This window comes from Allobosea sp. P4_H5 (assembly GCF_056400825.1).
In genome coordinates this window covers 148,013-167,083 of the sequence record NZ_JBFUKM010000016.1, presented here as the reverse complement: position 1 = coordinate 167,083, position 19,071 = coordinate 148,013, and the positions used below count along the sequence as shown (strand labels likewise).

Annotated in this window: 13 protein-coding genes and 1 pseudogene; 5 read left to right on the top strand and 9 right to left on the bottom strand. The window is 67.3% G+C overall.

The window, feature by feature from the left end; genetic code table 11:
* The 3 genes and pseudogenes from AC1DS0_RS27335 to AC1DS0_RS27325 form a co-directional block, all read right to left on the bottom strand.
* Window positions 1–1,992, bottom strand: a pseudogene (locus AC1DS0_RS27335) (hypothetical protein); the annotation flags it as partial.
* A gap of 177 nt (window positions 1,993–2,169) precedes the next feature.
* Entirely contained in the window at window positions 2,170–3,108 is a 939-nt protein-coding gene (locus tag AC1DS0_RS27330) for a LytTR family transcriptional regulator DNA-binding domain-containing protein (RefSeq protein ID WP_476817367.1), read from the bottom strand.
* Window positions 3,109–3,176: 68 nt separating this feature from the next.
* Window positions 3,177–7,172, bottom strand: a complete 3,996-nt coding sequence (locus AC1DS0_RS27325) for a Pls/PosA family non-ribosomal peptide synthetase (RefSeq protein WP_476817366.1) — start codon at window positions 7,170–7,172, stop codon at window positions 3,177–3,179.
* Between the two features lie 368 nt (window positions 7,173–7,540).
* Between AC1DS0_RS27325 and hmgA the strand changes: the two genes are divergently transcribed.
* A complete protein-coding gene (hmgA, locus tag AC1DS0_RS27320) occupies window positions 7,541–8,899 on the top strand; it encodes a homogentisate 1,2-dioxygenase (protein WP_476817365.1) in 1,359 nt (452 codons plus the stop codon).
* A 31-nt stretch (window positions 8,900–8,930) separates the two neighbouring features.
* On the opposite strand, the gene AC1DS0_RS27315 is transcribed toward hmgA, so the two are convergent.
* The 5 genes from AC1DS0_RS27315 to AC1DS0_RS27295 form a co-directional block, all read right to left on the bottom strand.
* The gene (locus AC1DS0_RS27315) at window positions 8,931–9,632 is read right to left on the bottom strand and encodes an ABC transporter ATP-binding protein (RefSeq protein ID WP_476817364.1); all 702 of its coding nucleotides are present in this window, start codon (window positions 9,630–9,632) and stop codon (window positions 8,931–8,933) included.
* Complete coding sequence (locus AC1DS0_RS27310) at window positions 9,619–10,404, bottom strand: ABC transporter ATP-binding protein (RefSeq protein ID WP_476817363.1); 786 nt, start codon at window positions 10,402–10,404, stop codon at window positions 9,619–9,621. Before AC1DS0_RS27310 ends, AC1DS0_RS27315 begins: the two co-directional genes overlap by 14 nt.
* Window positions 10,404–11,357, bottom strand: a complete 954-nt coding sequence (locus AC1DS0_RS27305) for a branched-chain amino acid ABC transporter permease (protein ID WP_476817362.1) — start codon at window positions 11,355–11,357, stop codon at window positions 10,404–10,406. The genes AC1DS0_RS27310 and AC1DS0_RS27305 overlap by 1 nt, the downstream gene beginning before the upstream one ends.
* 2 nt (window positions 11,358–11,359) lie before the next feature.
* A complete protein-coding gene (locus tag AC1DS0_RS27300; protein ID WP_476817361.1) occupies window positions 11,360–12,232 on the bottom strand; it encodes a branched-chain amino acid ABC transporter permease in 873 nt (290 codons plus the stop codon).
* Between the two features lie 194 nt (window positions 12,233–12,426).
* A complete protein-coding gene (locus AC1DS0_RS27295) occupies window positions 12,427–13,563 on the bottom strand; it encodes an ABC transporter substrate-binding protein (RefSeq protein WP_476817360.1) in 1,137 nt (378 codons plus the stop codon).
* A gap of 241 nt (window positions 13,564–13,804) precedes the next feature.
* Here AC1DS0_RS27295 and paaG point away from each other — a divergent pair, with 241 nt between their 5' ends.
* The 4 genes from paaG to AC1DS0_RS27275 are packed head-to-tail and all read left to right on the top strand — an operon-like array spanning window position 13,805 to window position 16,984.
* Window positions 13,805–14,590 (top strand): 2-(1,2-epoxy-1,2-dihydrophenyl)acetyl-CoA isomerase PaaG, encoded by a 786-nt coding sequence (paaG, locus tag AC1DS0_RS27290; RefSeq protein WP_476817359.1) that lies wholly within the window; start codon window positions 13,805–13,807, stop codon window positions 14,588–14,590.
* A complete protein-coding gene (gene paaI, locus AC1DS0_RS27285; RefSeq protein ID WP_476817358.1) occupies window positions 14,587–15,033 on the top strand; it encodes a hydroxyphenylacetyl-CoA thioesterase PaaI in 447 nt (148 codons plus the stop codon). Before paaG ends, paaI begins: the two co-directional genes overlap by 4 nt.
* Window positions 15,034–15,070: 37 nt before the next feature.
* On the top strand, window positions 15,071–16,381 hold the full coding sequence (paaK, locus tag AC1DS0_RS27280) for a phenylacetate--CoA ligase PaaK (RefSeq protein ID WP_476817357.1): 1,311 nt from the start codon (window positions 15,071–15,073) through the stop codon (window positions 16,379–16,381).
* A gap of 6 nt (window positions 16,382–16,387) precedes the next feature.
* Complete coding sequence (locus AC1DS0_RS27275) at window positions 16,388–16,984, top strand: TetR/AcrR family transcriptional regulator (RefSeq protein ID WP_476817356.1); 597 nt, start codon at window positions 16,388–16,390, stop codon at window positions 16,982–16,984.
* 6 nt (window positions 16,985–16,990) lie between these two features.
* Here AC1DS0_RS27275 and paaZ read toward each other — a convergent pair whose 3' ends face one another.
* Window positions 16,991–19,051: a phenylacetic acid degradation bifunctional protein PaaZ gene (gene paaZ / locus AC1DS0_RS27270; RefSeq protein WP_476817355.1), complete on the bottom strand. Its 2,061-nt coding sequence runs from the start codon at window positions 19,049–19,051 to the stop codon at window positions 16,991–16,993.
* Between the last annotated feature and the right edge of the window lie 20 nt (window positions 19,052–19,071).

Sequence of the window (19,071 nt, the reverse complement as noted above, 5' to 3'; positions counted from 1 at the left end):
ATCGTCGGCGGTCCATTTTGCTCTCGCTCCCGCCACGGTGACGGCGGCCACGGCGCCTGCGCCGCTCGCGATCTGCGCATTCGTCGCCGTCAGTTGCGCTCCTGCCGAGAAGACGAGCGTCCCGCCCTCGATCGCCATCTCGCCGACGCGAGCGGTCGACGCGCCCGACAGCGTCCAGGTGCTCGTACCGCTCTTGTTGAAAACCGAGAAGCCTTGATATTGCGAGCCCAGCTCGCGCAGATCGAAGCTCGCATCCGACGCCCCGCCCAGGATCAGCGTCGCATTGCTGCCGCCAAGCACCTGGCCGACGAGCGTATAGCCAGCCCGCAGCTCAAGCGAGTTGCCGCTGCCGGCAAACATGATCGCAAAGCCCTGCGCGCCGGGAACGGTGCCCTGCCCCTCGCCGCCGCGCACCGCCCCCGCGACGGCGATCAAGGTCCCGCCACCCATCACTTCAATGCCCGAACCACCGTCCCCGCCGCGGCCCGCCGTCGTCTGCTGGGCGAGGCCGCCGCGCCCGCCTGAGACCAGCGCACCATTCTGGACCGTCACGCTGGCCTGCCCGTCGATGAAGATGCCGGCGCCACCGCCGCCCGGCGACCCGCCACTGGTATCGCCGCCATCGCCGCCGATCGCGCTCCCGGCTATGGTGATCGTGGCGGAACCGGTCGTTCGGATGCCGTCGCCACCCCAGCCCGACCAGCCAAGGTAGCCTCCGCGGCCCCCTTTGCCGCCCAGCGCATGACTGTCGGAGGCAAGCGTGATGATCGTGCTGCCGCCATCCCGCGCGTTGACCTCGATGCCGGAGCCGCCGCGACCGCCGTTTCCGTCAGCTCCGTCACGGCCATAATTGGCGTTCGGCATGTTGTAGCCATAGACCGAACCGGGAGGGCCGCCACTTCCGCCATCGCCACCATCGCCACCGTTGCCGCCTTGAGCGGTCGTTCCGTAGAGGCTGATCTGCCGGCCATAGGCCGAGAACAGGCCGGCCCCACCGCTACCGCCATCCCCGCCCGCGCCTGCGGGCCCGCCGTCGCCGGGATACCAGCGCGCGGTGACCGTGCAGATTCCCCTGCCGTAGCAGATCGTCGTCTCGTAGGCCCCCGAACCGGAGCCGCCATCGCCGCCATTGCCGCCGCGGCCGCCATTGCCGCCCCGCAGGGTCGCATTGGTGGTCATCACGACGAGGTTGGCCGGTGCTGTGTAGTAGAACCCCTTCATGGGGTCGTAGGCGAGCTGCCAGCCGGGCAGGCTCAGTCCCGCCGCTCCACCTCCGCCGCCGCCGCCACCGCCGCCACCCGCGCCTCCATGCCCGATGAAGGGGTCCCGATAAGAGTTGCCTCCCGTCCCTCCATTTCCACCGGAACCGCCATCACCGCCGACCAGGCTGATCGTCTGGGCCGCGGTCAGCAACCTGCCGGTGAAATCGAGGCCGACGGCGCCGCCACCACCGCCACCGCCGCTGCCGCCGTCATGCCCCGGCGCGCCGGCTGCACCGTGCGACGGCGAGCCGCCTCCGGAACCGGATTGCCCGACATGCCCGGCATATCCCGGCGGGATCGACTGGAGAATGGAGGTGGTGCCGCTGATGTCGCCACCCTCGCCGCCGCCATGGCCGCGCACACCACTGCCACCCTTGCCGCCTTTGGAGCCACCACCCGCACCGGCGTTGGCGCCGCCACCGCCGCCACCGCCACCACCGGCGTATTCGTTGCTGCGGCTTCCGGCTTGCCCGCTGGTCGGGCGGCTGATGCCATGCGCCCCTCCTGCCCCGCCCTGGCCGCTGACCTGTGCCCAGGCCGGCAGCGCCAGCACGAACGGCGCGCAGAACACGGCGGGAGTGCCCAAGGCGAGCAGGATGCGTAGCAGCGCGGCCGAGGATGCGAGGCTGCCCGATGCGGCAAGCTTAGGCCGAGAGGCGCACCGTGCCTTCTCGGCCGTCACGGAGCGCAGCTTGGCAGGAACGACGATGCAGTGGCGGCGAAGCGGCATGAGTGGCGCGAGTATCTCGATCGGCCTCCGCATTGATTTCGCGCATCGGGCGAGCCGCAAGCGGAATTCGACGAATTGACATGCCAGTTCGACGAATCGCGGACCGGGCCCAATTCATCGTGAGAAATCAGTTAAATGGCGGCAGGCCGGACCACCTTACGAATCAGCGGCGCGCGCTCACACGCCGAGGCGTTGCCGCAGTTCCTGGCGATAGGGCCGCGACACCGGCCAGGCCTCGGCGAGTTGGCCGAGCCCGATCGACCAGCGATCCCCGGCGCGCCGGTCGAGGCCGCTGACATGCTGCAGATTGACGATCGCGGTGCGGTGGATGCGCAGGAAGAGCGCCGGCGGCAGGAGCCCGGCCCAGAGCGTGAGCGGGCGCAGGTCCAGCACCGTCGAGCCGTCCCGCAGCCAGACCTTGGCATAGTCGCGGGCCGAGCGGACGCCGAGGATGGCTTGCGGATCGACGCCGACGATCTGCCCCTGCCGGCGCAGATAGATCAGCGGCGCGAATGTCCTTGAGGCGTCGGCAAGCGGCTGCCCGCCGCGGGGCGAGCCATAACGCGCCAATGCAATCAGCTCGGCGCAGCGGAACAGCGCTCCGATCTCGGCCGGCGACCAATGACGCTCGGCGGTGGTCGCATCGAAGCCGATGCAGGCGCGCAGACGTCCGTCATGAAAGACCGGCACACTGAGCACGCTCTTGTCGCCCTGCCTGAGCATCTCGACCTGGAGCGGCCGGGCGGGGCGCGGCAGCTCGGCGACCCGATTGATCATCACCGCCCTGCCCTTCGCCAGGAACTGGTGAAGCCAGGCGATCATGGTCACCGGCGCGTCCTGCAGATCCTCGACGAAGGATCGCACACCCTGCCGGCTCCATTCATGCGTGTTCCGGAAGCGCAGCAGCTCGGCGTCGTATTCGAACATCCAGGCCCGGTCGGCGCCGGCGCACGCGCCGATCTCAGCCAGGGCCGAAGTGATCGCGATATCGATCGGCTCCTGCAGCAACCGCCTGGCCGCAGGATAGGACCAGTCGGGCCCCGCGGCCTCGCTGCACTCGGCGAGCGAATAGGCTTCGTAGACGGGATCAGCTGCTGAGGTAGAGCGTTCAACCATGTGGTCGGCAATCTTCCGCCATCACTCGCCCGGGCAAGACTGTGCCTCCTCCACTGAACGACATTTCGTCAGGCCGGCGCAGCGGGAGCACCGGCCCATTCGGTCCTTGCCGGGATCGCCTCACCCTTCATGACGATGGTGAGCAAACCGAGCCGAGCGTGGTCGCCGATATCGGTGTCGTAGAGCACCGTGGTCAGCCCGCCGAGCGCGCAGCCCTTGCCGATCTCGATGCGCCCGACCTTCATCACCCTGTCCTCGAAGAGGTGGGTCTGGAGGTTGGCGGTCGCGTTGATCGCGGCATGGTCGCCGATGCTGACGCAGTCGAACTCGGTGATATCGGTCGAGTCGAGATAGACGCCCTGGCCGATCTTCACGCCGAACAGGCGCATCACCCAGGGCAACATCGGCGTGCCGCGCAGCGCATTGAGCAGGATCGCGCCGGCTGTGCCCCAATAGAGCGTCGTCATCGCCTCGGTGCGCAATGCCCACCAGGACCAGAGGCCGCGATTGCCGGGCCGGTAGACGCCCATCAGCAGCCATTTCACCAGCAACACCGCGCTCGCCAGGGCAATCGAGGTGCCGATCGCGCAGGCGATGAAGACCGGGGCGAACTCGCCCCAGCTCTGGGCGCGCTCAAGGGCGGGAAAGAGGAAGAGCTCGGCCGTGATCGTGCCGAAGGTGATGAACATCATCGTCGGCATCGAAGCGCTGAACAATTCAAAGACGGCGCGCAGGATGCGGCGCCAGAGCGGCGGCCGGAAGGTCTTGGCGATATCGGCATCGTCGAAGCGTTGGCGCGAGGGCAGCAGGATCGGCGGGCTGCCGAAGCGGGTCTCGCCGGGCTGCATCGCGACATCGGTGGGCGGCTTCGACTTGATACCGAGCAGCGAGCCACTCGGCAGGAAGGCACCGGGCGGCACGACCGCGTCATTGCCGATGAAGACCTGATCGCCGGTGCGCACCGGCTTGGCGGTCATCCAGCCGCGGCGAACATCCTCGTCGCCGAGCACGACCTCGTCGGCGACGAAGCAGCGCTCGCCGATCTCGATCATGTCGTAGCGACCGGCGAAATTGGTGGCGATCTCGGTGTCCTTGCCGATCTTCGCGCCCATCATCCGGTACCAGAGCCGCATGTAGATGGTGGAGAACAACGAGGACAGGCTCTGGAGCATCACCTCCGACGCCAGGCCCACGGTCCATTTGCGCAGGCCGTAGCCGGAAGCGATGGCATGCGTGCCCTGGATCGAGCGCGGCTGCACCAGCCACCGGATCGCGGTGACGAACAGGACGGTGCCGAGCATCAGCACCATCGCAGTCGGCCAGGCGATGACCGGCAGGACCCAGCGATAGTCGATACCGACCAATTGCTGCAGCGGTCCGTCGAACCGGTCGAGAATGATGAAGGCCGGGAAGATCGGCAGCAGCGCCAGCGCCGGCATCAGCACCAGCATGGCGGCGAAGAAGACGCTCTGCAGGGCCCTGACCGGTACGGAGGGCTTCGGCGCGGGCTGGGGCCAGGTGGCGGGATCGACCGCGCCGATCCGGCGGCCGGGCGAGCCGTCCCAGTGCTCGAAGGCGCCAACGCGGCTGCCGGCGGCAAGCGCGGTCAGGTCGGCGAGCTCGGCGCCTTCGCCGATCACCGTGTCATGGCCGATGGCGCAGGAGGTGCCGATATAGGCGTCCTTTCCGATCGTGATCGTGCCGATGACCAGTTCGTTGCCGACCACCTCGGCATTGGCGAGGCTGAGCTTGCCGCCGAGCGTGACGTCATCGCCGATCTCAACGAGGTCGATCGCGCCGGCCTCAAAGCCGCTGACGAAGACGCCCTTGCCGACCTTGGCGCCGAGCAGGCGCATGGCGAGGCTCGCCAGCGGCGTGCCCTGCATCAGGCTGAGATGGATCATCGCGGTGAACTGGCGAGCGAGCCACCAGCGGAAGAAATAGACGCCCCAGAGCGGATAGCGACCCGGCCTGGTGCGCCAGAGTACCAGGCGCTTGCCGACGATGCCGGCGAGCATCACCGAGAGCGTGACGAGCGCGTAGATGCCCATCATCATCAGGATTTCGCGGAGCTCGATGATCCCGTCGGAGGTGATCAGCTCATAGATGACGTAGATTGTCAGCCAGGGGCCAGTCAGCGCCAGCAGCAGCACCGGCGTTGAGGCGAGCTGGGCAAGGCCGCAGAGCAGGCGGCGCGACAGCGGCGGCGGCTCGAAGGAGAGATCGCGCACCGGCCGACCCGCATCGGCCTTCCCGCGTTCATCGAGCCGGGCGGCGATCGCGCGCAAAGTACGCAGGCTGTAGACGTCCTCCAGCGTAATGCTCGGCAAATCGGGATTGGCGCGCACGCCGGCGAGAAAGGTCGCCGCCAGCAGCGAATGGCCGCCGAGATCGGCAAAGAAATCGGCCTCGAAGCCGATCACCTGGCCGGGGAAGAGCGGCTTGGCGGCGGTTAGCAAAGCGGTCTCCGTCGCGCTCTGCGGCTCCTCCTGCTCCTCGGCGGAGGCCGCCAGCGTCAGCGGCGCCGCCTTCAGCGTCTTGCGGTCGGCCTTGCCCGAGGTCAGGCGTGGCAGGCTCGCCATCTCCTCGAAATGCGAGGGCACCATATAGGGCGGCAGCGTCTCCTTCAGGGCGGTGCGGACAGCGGTACGGTCGAAGACGCTCCCTGCGTCCGGCACCACGAAGGCGACGAGCCGGTCGATGCCGTCGTCTCGGCGCAGCACCACGGTCGCCTGCGCGATGCCGGGCAGATCGCAGAGCCTGGCCTCGATCTCGCCGAGCTCGAGCCGGAAGCCGCGCAATTTGACCTGGTCGTCGATGCGGCCGTGGAAGAGGATCTTGCCCTTCTCGGAGATACTGACCGCATCGCCCGAGCGGTAGAGCACCGGGTCGGTGCCGTCGCCGCCGAAGGGATTGGCGATGAACTTCTCGGCGGTGAGCTCGGGGCGGCCGAGATAGCCGGCGGCGACGCCGGGGCCGCCAATCAGCAATTCGCCCTCGGTGCCGGGGCCGACGATGCGCATTTCCTCGTCGACGACATAGCAGGTGTAGTTCGGGATCGGCACGCCGATGGTCACCGCCTCGTCCGGCGTGACCTCGTCGACAGTGGCGACGACGGTAGCCTCGGTCGGCCCGTAGGAGTTGAAGACCTTGCGGCCCGGGCGGCACCAGCGCTGGCGGACGGCGGGCGGGCAGGCCTCGCCGCCGAGGATGATGATGCGCAGGCTCGGAATGTCCTGCGGCATCATGGCGAGCAGCGTCGGCACGGTGTCGAGCACGGTGATGCCGGCTTCGGCCATCCGGGCGGGCAGGCGCTCGACCTCGCTGAGCACCTGCGCCGAGGCGACCCAGAGCGTCGCGCCGACGAGATAGGGGACGAAGATCTCTTCCAGCGAGAGATCGAAGGCGACCGAAGCGCCCTGGAAGGAGACGTCGTCCGCCGCCATGCCGTAGACGTGGTTCGACGAGCGCAGATAGTGGCAGATGTTGCTGTGGGCGATGACGATGCCCTTGGGCTTGCCGGTCGAGCCCGATGTGTAGATCGCATAGGCCGGGCTCGCCGGCGTCACGCCATCGGCGCGCGGATCGACCGGCGGAGCGCCGGCGCCGGCTGCGATCAGGTCGCGGCAGCTCACGGCATCGGCGGGCAATTCCCGGTCGAGCCTGGCGCGGGTGGCGTCGTCGATGACGATGACCTTCGCCGCGCAATCGGCGAGGCATTCGCCGATGCGCTCCGGGGGAGCATCGGCGTCGAAGGGGATATAGGCCGCGCCGGCCTTGAGGATGCCGAGCAGCGCGACATGCAGGTCGAGCGAGCGGGACATCCACAGGCCGACGAAGGAACCGGCCTTAACGCCGCGCGCCTGCAGCGCTTGTGCCACCTTGTCGGCGCGGGCGTCGAGCTCGGCATAGCTGACGTGCTCGGCGCCGAAGATGATGGCGATGTGGTCGGGAGTGCGCCTGGCGGAAGCCTCGAAGATTTCGCCGAGCAGTTCATCGCGCAGGAGCGACGGCTCCACGGCGCCCACGAGCTTTCCGGCATCGCGCCCGACAATGGCGTGCATGACCCGCTTCCCCCAGCCTGATACCGCAAGGCCGAGCCGCCGTTGCGAGACCGGAGCTATTAGCGGCGAGACATGTAGATTGCGTTAGGACGTTGCGACGGGTTGTTCCCTCACGCAATCCGAGCAAGCGCTTCGCACCTCTCCTTCGCACCGTCGTCGCCATCGCCTCGCCCAATGGGACGAGCGTGCAGGGAACTCGCCAATCCGGAACGGCCGGCCCATGATGCGGATCATGAGCGCCTGCGAGGCGAGCTATCGTCGCTTGTTAGTCACAGGAAAAATGGTTACAAACGCAACTATATCATAACTGCTGCCGGCGCCGAAGCGGCCATGGCAGGAGGGCTGGCGGGCCTTTCGGGAGGATGGTCATGAACGTTCGGAATACGACTGCCGCGCAGGCGCAGGACGGCACGGCCAGGAGCGCGATTGCGGCCGGCTACATGTCCGGCTTCGGCAACGGCTTCGAGACCGAGGCCCTGCCGGGCGCATTGCCGCTCGGCCGCAACTCGCCGCAGCAATGTGCCTACGGCCTCTATGCCGAGCAGCTTTCCGGTTCGCCCTTCACCGCGCCGCGCACCACCAATGAGCGCTCCTGGCTCTACCGCATCCGGCCGACTGTCGCCCATTGGAACACGTTCAGGAAGGTCGACAGCCGGCTCTGGCGCACCGCGCCGGCCCGCGAGGTCGACATGCCGATCGCGCCGCTGCGCTGGAGCCCGATCCCGATCCCGTCGGAGCCGCTCTCCTTCATCGAGGGCGTCCACAGCATCACCACGGCCGGCGACGCCGGCAGCCAGGGCGGCATGGGCGCGCATGTCTACCTGATCACGCGCTCCATGGTGGACGAGTACTTCTACAATGCCGATGGTGAGATGCTGTTCGTGCCGCAGCAGGGCAGCCTCAGGCTCTGGACCGAGTTCGGCATCATCGATATCGAGCCGGGCGAGATCGCGGTCATCCCGCGTGGCGTCAAGATCCGCGTCGAGCTCACCGACGGCCCGGCGCGCGGCTATATCTGCGAGAATTATGGCGGCGCCTTCACCCTGCCGGAGCGCGGACCGATCGGCGCCAACTGCCTCGCCAATCCCCGTGACTTCCTGACGCCGGTTGCCGCCTATGAGGACCGCGACGCGCCCTCGAAGATGTATGTGAAATGGGGCGGCAATCTCTGGGCCGCCGACATCGAACATTCGCCGCTCGACGTCGTCGCCTGGCACGGCAACTACGCGCCCTACAAATACGATCTCAGGCGCTTCTCGCCGGTCGGCCCGATCCTCTACGACCATGCCGACCCGTCGATCTTCACCGTGCTGACCTCGCCTTCGGAGACGCCCGGCACCGCGAATATCGACTTCGTCATCTTCTCCGACCGCTGGCTGGTGGCCGAGAACACCTTCCGCCCGCCCTGGTACCACATGAACGTGATGAGCGAGCTCATGGGGCTGGTCTACGGCGTCTACGACGCCAAGACCGGCGGCGGCTTCGTGCCGGGCGGCATCTCCCTGCACAATACGATGCTGCCGCACGGCCCGGATGTCGACGCCTTCGAAAAGGCGAGCACCGTCGAGTTGAAGCCGCACAAGCTCGAAGGCACGCTCGCCTTCATGTTCGAGACGCGTTTCGCGCAGCAGGTCACGGCCTTCGCCGCGCAGAACGAAGCGCTGCAGCAGGACTATGGCGGCTACGGCCACAAGCTGACCAAGCATTTCAACCCGAACAAGCCCTGAGGCTGGGGGCCGCGTCGTGGCGCGCGACGTCTCAGATGCCGAGATAGGCCTCGCGGATGCGTGGGTCGGCGATCAGTTCCTCGGCCGTGCCGCTGATGCTGATGCGGCCGGTCTCCATGACATAGCCGCGATCGGCGATCCTTAGCGCCGCATAGGCATTCTGCTCGACCAGCAGCACGGTGACCCCGAGCGATTTCAGGGTCCTCACGACATCGAAGATCTGCGCGACGAGGATCGGCGCCAGCCCCATGCTCGGCTCGTCGAGCAGGAGGCAGGCGGGCCGGGCCATCAGCGCGCGGCCGATCGCCAGCATCTGCTGCTGGCCGCCGGAGAGACCGCCGGCCGGCAGGTTGCGCTTCTCCTTCAGGATCGGGAACATCGCGAAGGCGTCGGCCATGTCGCGCTCGACGCGTTCATCGGCGAAGAGATAGGCGCCGAGCCGCAGGTTCTCCTCGACGGTCAGGTTGGTGAAGATCAGCCGGCCCTCCGGCGATTGCGAGAGACCGAGGCCAACCCGGCGATGGGCCGGGATCGCCTTCAGCGCCTCGCCGCGGAAGATGATTGCGCCGCCGCTCGCCGGCTGGACGCCGGAGATGCAGCGCAGCAGCGTGGTCTTGCCGGCGCCGTTGGCGCCGACCACGGTGACGATCTCGCCCGACCCGACTTCGAGGTCGACGCCGTGCAGCACCTCGATGCGGCCATAGCGCGAGCGCAGCCCCTCAACCGAGAGCATGGCCCGTCTCCGTCGCTTGCGTGCCGAGATAAGCCTCGATCACCCTGGGATCGCGCGAGACGGCAGCCGGCGCGCCCTCGGCGATCTTCTCGCCGCGATCTAGCACGACGATATGCCCGGAGATGCGCATCACCATCTTCATGTCGTGCTCGACCAGGAGGATGGCAACGCCGGATCTGGCGACCTCAGCGATCAGATGATCGATCTCCTCGGTCTCGACCGCGTTGCAGCCGGCAGCCGGCTCGTCGAGCAGGAGGATGCGCGGCTGGAGCGCCAGCGCCCGGGCGATCTCGAGGCGCTTCAGCGCGCCATAGGAGAGCGACGAGGCCTCCCGCTCGGCGGCGCGCGCCAGCCCGACACGCTCCAGCAATTCGCTCGCACGGGCCTTGGCCGCAGCGCTGCGGCGACGCGATGACGGCAGGCTCAGGAGATCGCCGAGGATCGGCCCGCGCTCCCTGAGATGGCAGCCGGTCATGGCGTTCTCCAGCACGCTCATGCGCTGGAAGATCTGCAGGTTCTGGAAGGTGCGCGACAGGCCGCGCTCGGCGAGCCGGTTCGGCGCCAGGCCAGTGACGTCCTGGCCGTCCAGAGCGATCCTGCCGCGCTGAGGCTGGTAGACGCCCGAGATCATGTTGAACAGCGTGGTCTTGCCGGCGCCGTTCGGGCCGATCACCGAGACGATCTCGCCCGGCGAGACCGAAAAGCCGACATCGTTGACCGCGCGCAGGCCGCCGAAATCGATGCCTAGGCCCTCGACCGAAAGGAGCGTCATCAGCCCCTGCCCTTCAGGCGACGCATGAGCGACGGCAACAGACCCTCGCGCATGAAGATCATCACCAGCATCATGATCAGGCCGAGGATGAGATTCTCGTATTGCTGCAGCACTGTCAGCGCCTGCGGCAGCAGGGTCAGCGTCGCCGCGCCGAGAATGGCTCCCGGCACCGAGCCGACGCCGCCGAAGACAGTCATCGTCACCAGCTCGACCGAATGCAGGAAGCCGGCGACGTCGGGCGTGATGAAGCGGTTCATCAGCGCCAGCAGCGATCCAGAGAACGAGGCGTAGACCGCCGAAATCACGAAGGCGCAGAGCTTCAGCCGGGCGACGTCGACACCGACGGTGCGGGCGGCGACTTCGGAATCGTGCAGGGCACGCAGCGCCCGGCCCGACGGGCTGTCCTGCAGGTTGAGCGCGATCCAGGCGCCAGCGAGCATGGAGAGGCCGGTGGCGGCGTACCAGAACTGCGCATTGCTCAGGCCGATGCCGACAGAAGCGAGCGCACTGCGCAGGCCGAGCTCGGCGACCTCGCGCCCGTCCGGGCCGCCGGTGATCTTCGCCTCGTTCGCAAGCACCATCGAGACGAGGATGCCGAAGCCAAGCGTGGCCACGGCGAGGTAATACCCCTTGAGGCGCAGGATCGGCCGGCCGATCAGCCAGGCGACGCCGCCCGAGAGCACGGCGCCGAGCAGCATGGCGAGACCGGGATGCAGGCCGAGATAACCGGGCGCCAAGGCGCAGGCATAGGCGCCGATCCCGGCGAAGCCGGCATGGCCGAGGCTGATCTGGCCGGCAAAGCCGATCAGCACGACGAGGCCGGTGACGGCGAGCCCGTTGACGAAGATCAGCGCGCCGATGCGGTAATAGAAATTCGACGGGAAGAGCGTCGGCGCCAGTGCGATCAGCACCGCCAGCACGATCAGCGTGAGATGCTTTTGGGACAGGCGCATCGTCACACCCGGTCCATCGCCTTGCGACCGAGCAGGCCCTGCGGCCGCACGAACAGGATGGCGAGGATCAGCACGAAGGCGACGGCGTCCTTATAGACGGACGAGACATAGCCGGCGGTCAGCGCTTCGATCAGTCCGAGCAGCAACCCTCCTACCAGGGCACCGCCCGGAACGCCCATGCCGCCGAGCATGGCGGCGGCGAAGCCCTTCAGCGCCATTGCGACGCCAAGATCGTAGCTGGTCAGGGTGATCGGGGTGACAAGCACGCCGGCGAGAGCGCCGATCGCAGCCGAGACGGCGAAGCTCAGCGTCATCATGTGGTTGGGGTTGATGCCGACCAGGCTGGCGGCGATGCGGTTGTTGGCAGTGGCGAGCACCGCCTTGCCGGTCAGCGTACGGGCGAAGAACAGCCACAAGACGACAAAGATCGCGACCGCACCGGCGATGACCCAGAGGCCCTGCGGCAGGATCGTCGCGCCAAAGACCCTGAGCGGATCGTCGCCGGAGAAGCTCGGGAAGCGATGGAGCTGCTTGTCGAAGACGAGCTGGGCGCTGCCGCGCAGGAAGATCGAGGCGCCGATGGTGATGATGATCAGGCTGGCGACAGGCGCCCCGCGAGCCGGCTCGATCGCCAGCTTGTTGAGAAGCACGCCGATCGTCGCCGCGGCGAGGATGGCCAGCAACGCTGCCAGCGGCAGCGGGATGCCGGCCTGCCAGGCGAAGAAGGTGACCATGCCGCCGAGCATGACGAACTCGCCCTGGGCGAAATTCACCACGTCGGAGGCGTTGTAGATCAGGGTGAAGCCGAGCGCGACGAGCGCATAGACCGCACCGACCGTCACGCCCGACAACAGGTATTGGAGAAATTCGGGCACTCTCTGCTCCAGGCTTCCCTTCTCCCCTTGCGGGAGAAGGTGGCGCGCAGCGCCGGATGAGGGGTCGCGCAGGCCTTGAAAGCTTTGGGGAATGCGGCGCCGGACTCAAGGATCAGCGTTGCGCGATCCCTCACCCTATCCCTCTCCCGCAAGGGGAGGGGGGATAGCGCACGCCAGTCCCACCGCTTTTCGCCCTACTGCACCAGCGCCCAGTTGCCGCCCTTGATTTCGAGCATGCGGAAGGCGGAGAGGTCGAGGCCGAGATGGTCTGTTGCCGCCATATTGAAGGCGCCGGTCACGCCGACGAAGCCCTTGGTGCTCTCGAGCGCATCGCGGATCGCCTTGGGCTCGGCCTTGCCGGCGCGTTTGATCGCGTCGACCAGGAGCCGCAACCCGTCATGTGCATAGCCGCCGAAGGTGGAAGCGGGCTGGTTGAACTTCGCCTGGTAGGCAGTCGTATAGGCGGAGACGACCGGCTTCTGCGGGTCGTTCGCCGGCAGGAGGTTGGCGACGAGGACGGCGGTGCCGGGCAGACGCACGCCTTCCGAAGCCGGGCCGGCGAGGTCGATGAAGCTCTTCGAGGCGACGCCATGCGACTGGTAGAGCGGCGTCTTGATGCCGAGCTGGCCGTAGTTGCGGGTCACGATCGCCGGCCCCTGGCCGAAGCCGGGATTGAGGATCGCCTGCACCTCGCCCTTGGAGCGGATATTGGTGAGCTGCGGTGTCATGTCGGCGTCGTTCGGGCCGTAGGTCTCCTCGGCCAGCACGGTGATGCCGAACTCGCCGATGACCTGCAGGCACTGCTTGCGCATCGAGGCACCGAAGCCATCCGAGCCGGAGATCAGGGCGATCTTGCTGAAGCCCTTGGCCTTCATGTCCTCGAAGATCTTGCGGCAGGCCATCTTGTCGGTGTGAGGCGTCTTGAAGACGAAGGGCTTGACCGGATCGATGATCTCGATCGCGCCCGCCAGCGAGATGAACGGGATCTTGGCGTTCTCGACGACCGAGATGATCGACATGGTAGTGCCGGTGGTCGAGCCGCCGACGATGGCGACGACCTCGTCGTCCTCGACCAGGCGCGTCGCGAAGGTGCGCGCCTTGTTCGGGTCGCCGCCATCGTCATAGAGGACGAGTTTGATCTTCTGGCCGAGCACGCCGCCGGCGGCATTGATCTCGTCGACCAGCAATTTGAGGGTCTTGGCCTCGGGATCGCCGAGCGAGGAGGCCGGTCCCGTCTCGGAGACCGAAGCGCCGATCTTGATGTCGGCGAAGGCCGGGCCAGCCAGGCCGAGCGTCAGCGCGAGCGCGCCGCCGATTAGTCCGAACTTCATCGTTTCCTCCACCGTCCCAGGCGCTCTTTTTGTCGACGCGCTTTGTGGTTGTCGCCGCGCCGCTGAAAGCTCAGAGCGCGGTCGTTATCGTTCCCCGTAGGCGCGGTGCCGGCTCTGGATCGGGCGGACCCGCCAGCCTGCTCGCGCCCTCGTTGAGTTAATAATTGACCGACCGTTCGGACTATGCAAGGAGTTTTTTGAAGCGACGGCCCAAGGCCGCGACGATATGGGAGGACGGCTCGTGTCCGACACGGTCAAGGTAGAGCTCGCCGACGGCCTGCTGCGGCTGACGCTCAATCGCCCCGACAAGCTCAATTCCTTCAATGACGAGATGCATCTGGCGCTGCGTGCCGGATTCCAGCGCGCGCATGACGAAAGCGCTGTCCGCGCCGTCCTGCTGACTGGGGCCGGCCGCGGGTTCTGCGCCGGCCAGGACCTGGGCGATCGCGACCCGCGCAAGGAGACGGCGCCGGATCTCGGCCGCACGATCGAGACCTTCTACAACCCGCTGATCCGCCAGATCCGCAACCTCGACAAGCCGGTCGTCTGTGCGGTCAACGGGGTGGCGGCGGGCGCCGGCGCCAACATCGCCTTTGCCTGCGACATTGTGCTGGCGGCGCGGTCGGCGAAATTCATCCAGGCTTTCTCGAAGATCGGTCTCGTCCCCGATTCCGGCGGGACCTGGAGCCTCCCGCAACTGCTCGGCGAGGCGCGCGCCAAGGCACTCGCCCTGACGGCTGAGCCCCTGACGGCTGAGACCGCCGCCGCCTGGGGCCTGATCTGGCGCGCCGTCGACGACGGTGAACTGCTGAACGAGGCCGAGGCACTCGGCAAAAAACTCTCCGCCGGGCCGACCTTCGGGCTCGGCCTGATCAAGCAAGCGATCCAGGCCTCGGCCGGCAACACGCTCGACCAGCAGCTCGATCTCGAGCGCGACCTGCAGCGCCGCGCCGGCCGCAGCGCCGACTATGCCGAAGGCGTCCTCGCCTTCCTCGACAAGCGCCAGCCGAAGTTCAGCGGACGATGAGCCTCGACTTTTCCGATCCGCTCGCCGTTGCCCGCGCCTCGGCCGCGGCGATGTGGGAGAAGGACCTCGCTTCCCGCAGCCTCGGCATGAGCCTCGATGCGGTCGGCCCGGGCGAGGCGAAGCTGTCGCTGACAGTCACGACTGAGATGACCAACGGCCACAAGACCTGCCATGGCGGCTACATCTTCACTTTGGCGGACTCGGCCTTCGCCTTCGCCTGCAACAGCTACAACCAGAACACCGTCGCGCAGCATTGCTCGGTGACGTTCCTACGGCCCGCCTTCGAGGGCGACCGCCTCACCGCGAGCGCGAGCGAGGTCTCGCGCATCGGCCGCGGCGGCATCTACGACATCAAGGTGACGAACCAGAACGGCGAGCACATCGCGGAATTCCGCGGCCACTCCCGCACCGTCAAGGGCACGCCGATACCCGCGCCGGGCTGAACGTTCCGGCCGAAACAAGACAAAGCGGAGGACACCCATGGAAGACCTTTCGCCCCGTCCGGGCGATCTCGATCCCATCGAAACGGCCTCCCGCGACGAGATCTCGGCGCTCCAGCTCACGCGGCTGAAGACGACGCTCGACCACGCCTACCGCAACTCCCCGCATTACCGGGCGAAGTTCGATGAAGCCGGCGTCCATCCCGACGATCTCAGGACGCTGTCCGACCTCGCGAAATTCCCGTTCACGGTGAAGAAGGACCTGCGCGACACCTATCCGTTCGGGATGTTCGCGGTACCGCAGGACAACGTCGCGCGCATCCACGCCTCCTCCGGCACGACCGGCAAGCCGACCGTCGTCGGCTACACCCAGAACGACATCGAGATGTGGGCGACCTGCGTCGCCCGCTCGATCCGGGCGGCGGGCGGCCGGGCCGGCGACATCTGCCATGTCGCTTATGGCTACGGCCTGTTCACCGGCGGCCTGGGCGCCCATTACGGCGCCGAAAAGCTCGGCTGCACGGTGATCCCGATCTCCGGCGGCATGACCGAGCGCCAGGTCTGCCTGATCCAGGATTTCAAGCCGCGCATCATCATGGTGACGCCGTCCTACATGCTGTCGATCCTCGACGAGTTCCGGCGCCAGGGCATCGATCCGCGCAGCTCCTCGCTGGCGGTCGGCATCTTCGGCGCCGAGCCCTGGACCAATGCGATGCGCGAGGAGATCCAGCAGGATTTCGACATGCATGCCGTCGACATCTATGGCCTATCGGAGGTGATCGGCCCGGGCGTCGCCAGCGAATGCGTCGAGACCAAGGACGGGCTGCATGTCTGGGAGGACCATTTCTATCCGGAGATCATCGATCCGGAGACCGGCGAGGTCCTGCCCGACGGCGAGATGGGTGAGCTGGTCTTCACCTCGCTGACCAAGGAGGCGCTGCCGATCATCCGCTACCGCACGCGCGATCTGACGCGGCTCCTGCCGGGCACGGCGCGGGCGATGCGGCGGATCGAGAAGATCACCGGCCGCAGCGACGACATGATCATCCTGCGCGGCGTCAACATCTTCCCGACGCAGATCGAGGAGCAGCTGCTGAAATGCGGCGGTCTCGCCCCGCATTTCCAGATCGAGCTCGTCCGTGCCGGCCGCATGGACGACATGGTCGTCCATGTCGAGGCAATGCCGCACGCTGCTGATGAAGCCGCGCGCGCTTCATCAGCCAAGGAACTTGCGCACCACATCAAAAGCGTGGTGGGGGTGAGCACCAAGATACAGGTCGGCGACCCCGATTCGGTCGAGCGTTCGGCCGGCAAAGCCAGGCGCGTCGTCGACAACCGGCCGAAAGGATAACAGGCGATGGCCCGGACCAGGGCTGCGGATTTCGACGAGAAGCGGCGCAGCATCCTCGACAGCGCCGCGGCCGTCTTCGCCAAGCTCGGCATGGAGCGCGCCTCGATGGCGCAGATCGCCCAGGAGAACAATGTCTCCAAGGCGCTGCTCTATCATTACTACCCGAGCAAGGACCTGCTGATCTTCGATATCGGCCGCACCCATCTCGTCGAGCTGGAGGCGGCGATCATCGAGGCCGACCGGCCCGATCTCGAGCCGCGGGCGCGTTTGCGCCATCTGATCGGCGGCGTGCTGGAGAACTACCGCACGGCCTCGAACTTCCACCAGGTCCTGCTCAACGGCACCGGCTCACTCACCGAATCCCAGCGGCTGGAGCTGCGGGAAATGGAGCGCCGCATCGTCAAGGCGTTCTCGGACGTGCTGGTCGACATCAACCCGGCACTGGCGGACAACCGCGCTGGCGTGACCCCCGTCACCATGTCGCTCTTCGGCATCCTGAACTGGGTCTACACCTGGTTCCGGCCGAGCGGGGCGCTGAGCCGGGAAGGCTATGCCGACATGGTCACCGCGCTGTTCCTCGACGGCGCCAGCGCGATGAAGTAGCGGCCGTTACGCCGGCCAGCTCTTCGCCACCATGGTCAGCACGTCATATTGCGCGACGAGCTGGGCATCCTGGTTGGTCACCGCGCAGTCCCAGCGCACCTCGCCATACTCTTCCGTCTCGCGCGGATTGATCTGCTTGCAGGTCAGCGTCACCTGCAGCGTATCGCCGGGGTTGACCGGGGTGAGGAAGCGCAGCGCATCGACGCCGTAATTGGCGAGCACCGGGCCCGGCGCCGGATCGACGAACAGGCCGGCAGCGAACGACACGATCAGATAGCCATGCGCGACGCGCCCGTCGAAGAATGGGTTCGCCTTGGCGGCTTCCTCGTCCATATGGGCGTAGAAAGTGTCGCCGGTGAAATGGGCGAAATGCTCGATGTCCTCCAGCGTCACCGTGCGCGAGGCCGTGACGAGCTGGTCGCCGATCTCCAGCTCGGCCAGCGACTTGCGGAACGGATGGACGCCGTCCTGCCGCGTCTTCGCGCCCTGCATCCAGCGTCCGGTGACTTCCGACAGCAGCCAGGGCGCGCCCTGGACGGCGGTGCGCTGCATGTAGTGCTTGACGGCGCGCATGCCGCCGAGCTCCTCGCCGCCGCCAGCCCGGCCGGGACCACCATGGACCAGCACCGGCAAAGGCGAGCCGTGGCCGGTCGAGGATTTGGCGCTGACGCGGTTGCCGAGCATGACGCGGCCATGCCAGGGCCCGAGCGCCGCGACGGCCTCGCGCGCGAAGGTGGCATCGTTGGTGAAGACCGAGGCGACGAGGCTGCCCTTGCCGCGGCGCGCCAGCCCTGCGGCCTCCTCGGCAGTCTCGTAAGGGATGATCGTGCTGACTGGGCCGAAGGCCTCGACATCGTGCACCGCCTTGGCGGAGCCGGGCTTGTCGCAATAGAGCAGCACGGGGCTCAGGAAGGCGCCAGCCTGCGCATCGCCAGACGTCAAATTGGCTTGGGTTGGATTGCCGGCGACGATCTCGGCATCCCCCTGCAATTCGGCGATGCGGGCGCGGACCTCGTCGCGCTGGGCGAGGCTGGCGAGCGGGCCCATGCGCGTCGCCTCCTCGCCGGGATTGCCGAGCGCGGTCTTGGCAAGCCGGTCGCCGAGCGCCTTGATCAGCGGCTCGACCGCGGCGCGCGGCGCGATCACGCGGCGGATCGCCGTGCATTTCTGCCCGGCCTTCACTGTCATCTCGCGGGCGACCTCCTTGACGAAGAGATCGAACTCCTCGGTGCCGGCGACGGCATCGGGGCCAAGGATCGCGGCGTTGAGCGAATCCGCTTCCATGGTGAAACGCACGGAGTTCTCGACGATCGCCTTGTGGGTGCGGAGCTTGCGGCCCGTCGCGGCCGAGCCGGTGAAGGTCACGACGTCCTGGCAATCGACATGGTCGAGCAGGTCGCCGACCGAGCCGCTGATCAGTTGCAGCGCGCCCTTCGGCAGGATGCCGGTCGCGATGATCTTCCGCACCATCAATTCGGTCAGATAGGCGGTCTGGCTCGCCGGCTTGACGATCGCCGGCATGCCGGCGAGCAGGGTCGGCGCCAGCTTCTCCAGCATGCCCCAGCACGGGAAGTTGAAGGCGTTGATATGGATCGCGACGCCCTCCAGCGGCGTCAGGATGTGCTGGCCGGAAAAGCTGTTGTCGCGCGAGAGCGCCTCAACATCACCATCGACGAGGGTACGCGTATTCGGCAATTCGCGCCGGCCTTTCGAGGCATAGGACAGCAAGGTGCCGACGCCGCCCTCGATGTCGATCCAGCTGTCAGTGCGCGTCGCACCGGTGGCGGTGGAGAGGGCGTAGAACTCCTCCTTCGCCTCCATCAGCGCCTGGCCGAGCGCCTTCAGCATCAGGGCGCGCTCGTGGAAGCTGAGCTTGCGCAGCGCCGGCCCGCCTTCCTCGCGGCCATGATGCAGCGCGCGCTTCATGTCGAGCCCGCTCGCGTCGATCAGCGCGACCTCCGCCCCGGTCGCCGCATCGAGCAGCGGCACGGCCTTGCCGGCGCCGCGGACCCAGTCTCCGGCGATGAAGGATTCAAGCTGGCGGACGGTCTTCACTGGCGCGTTCATCCCTTGAGATCCCTTGTCGA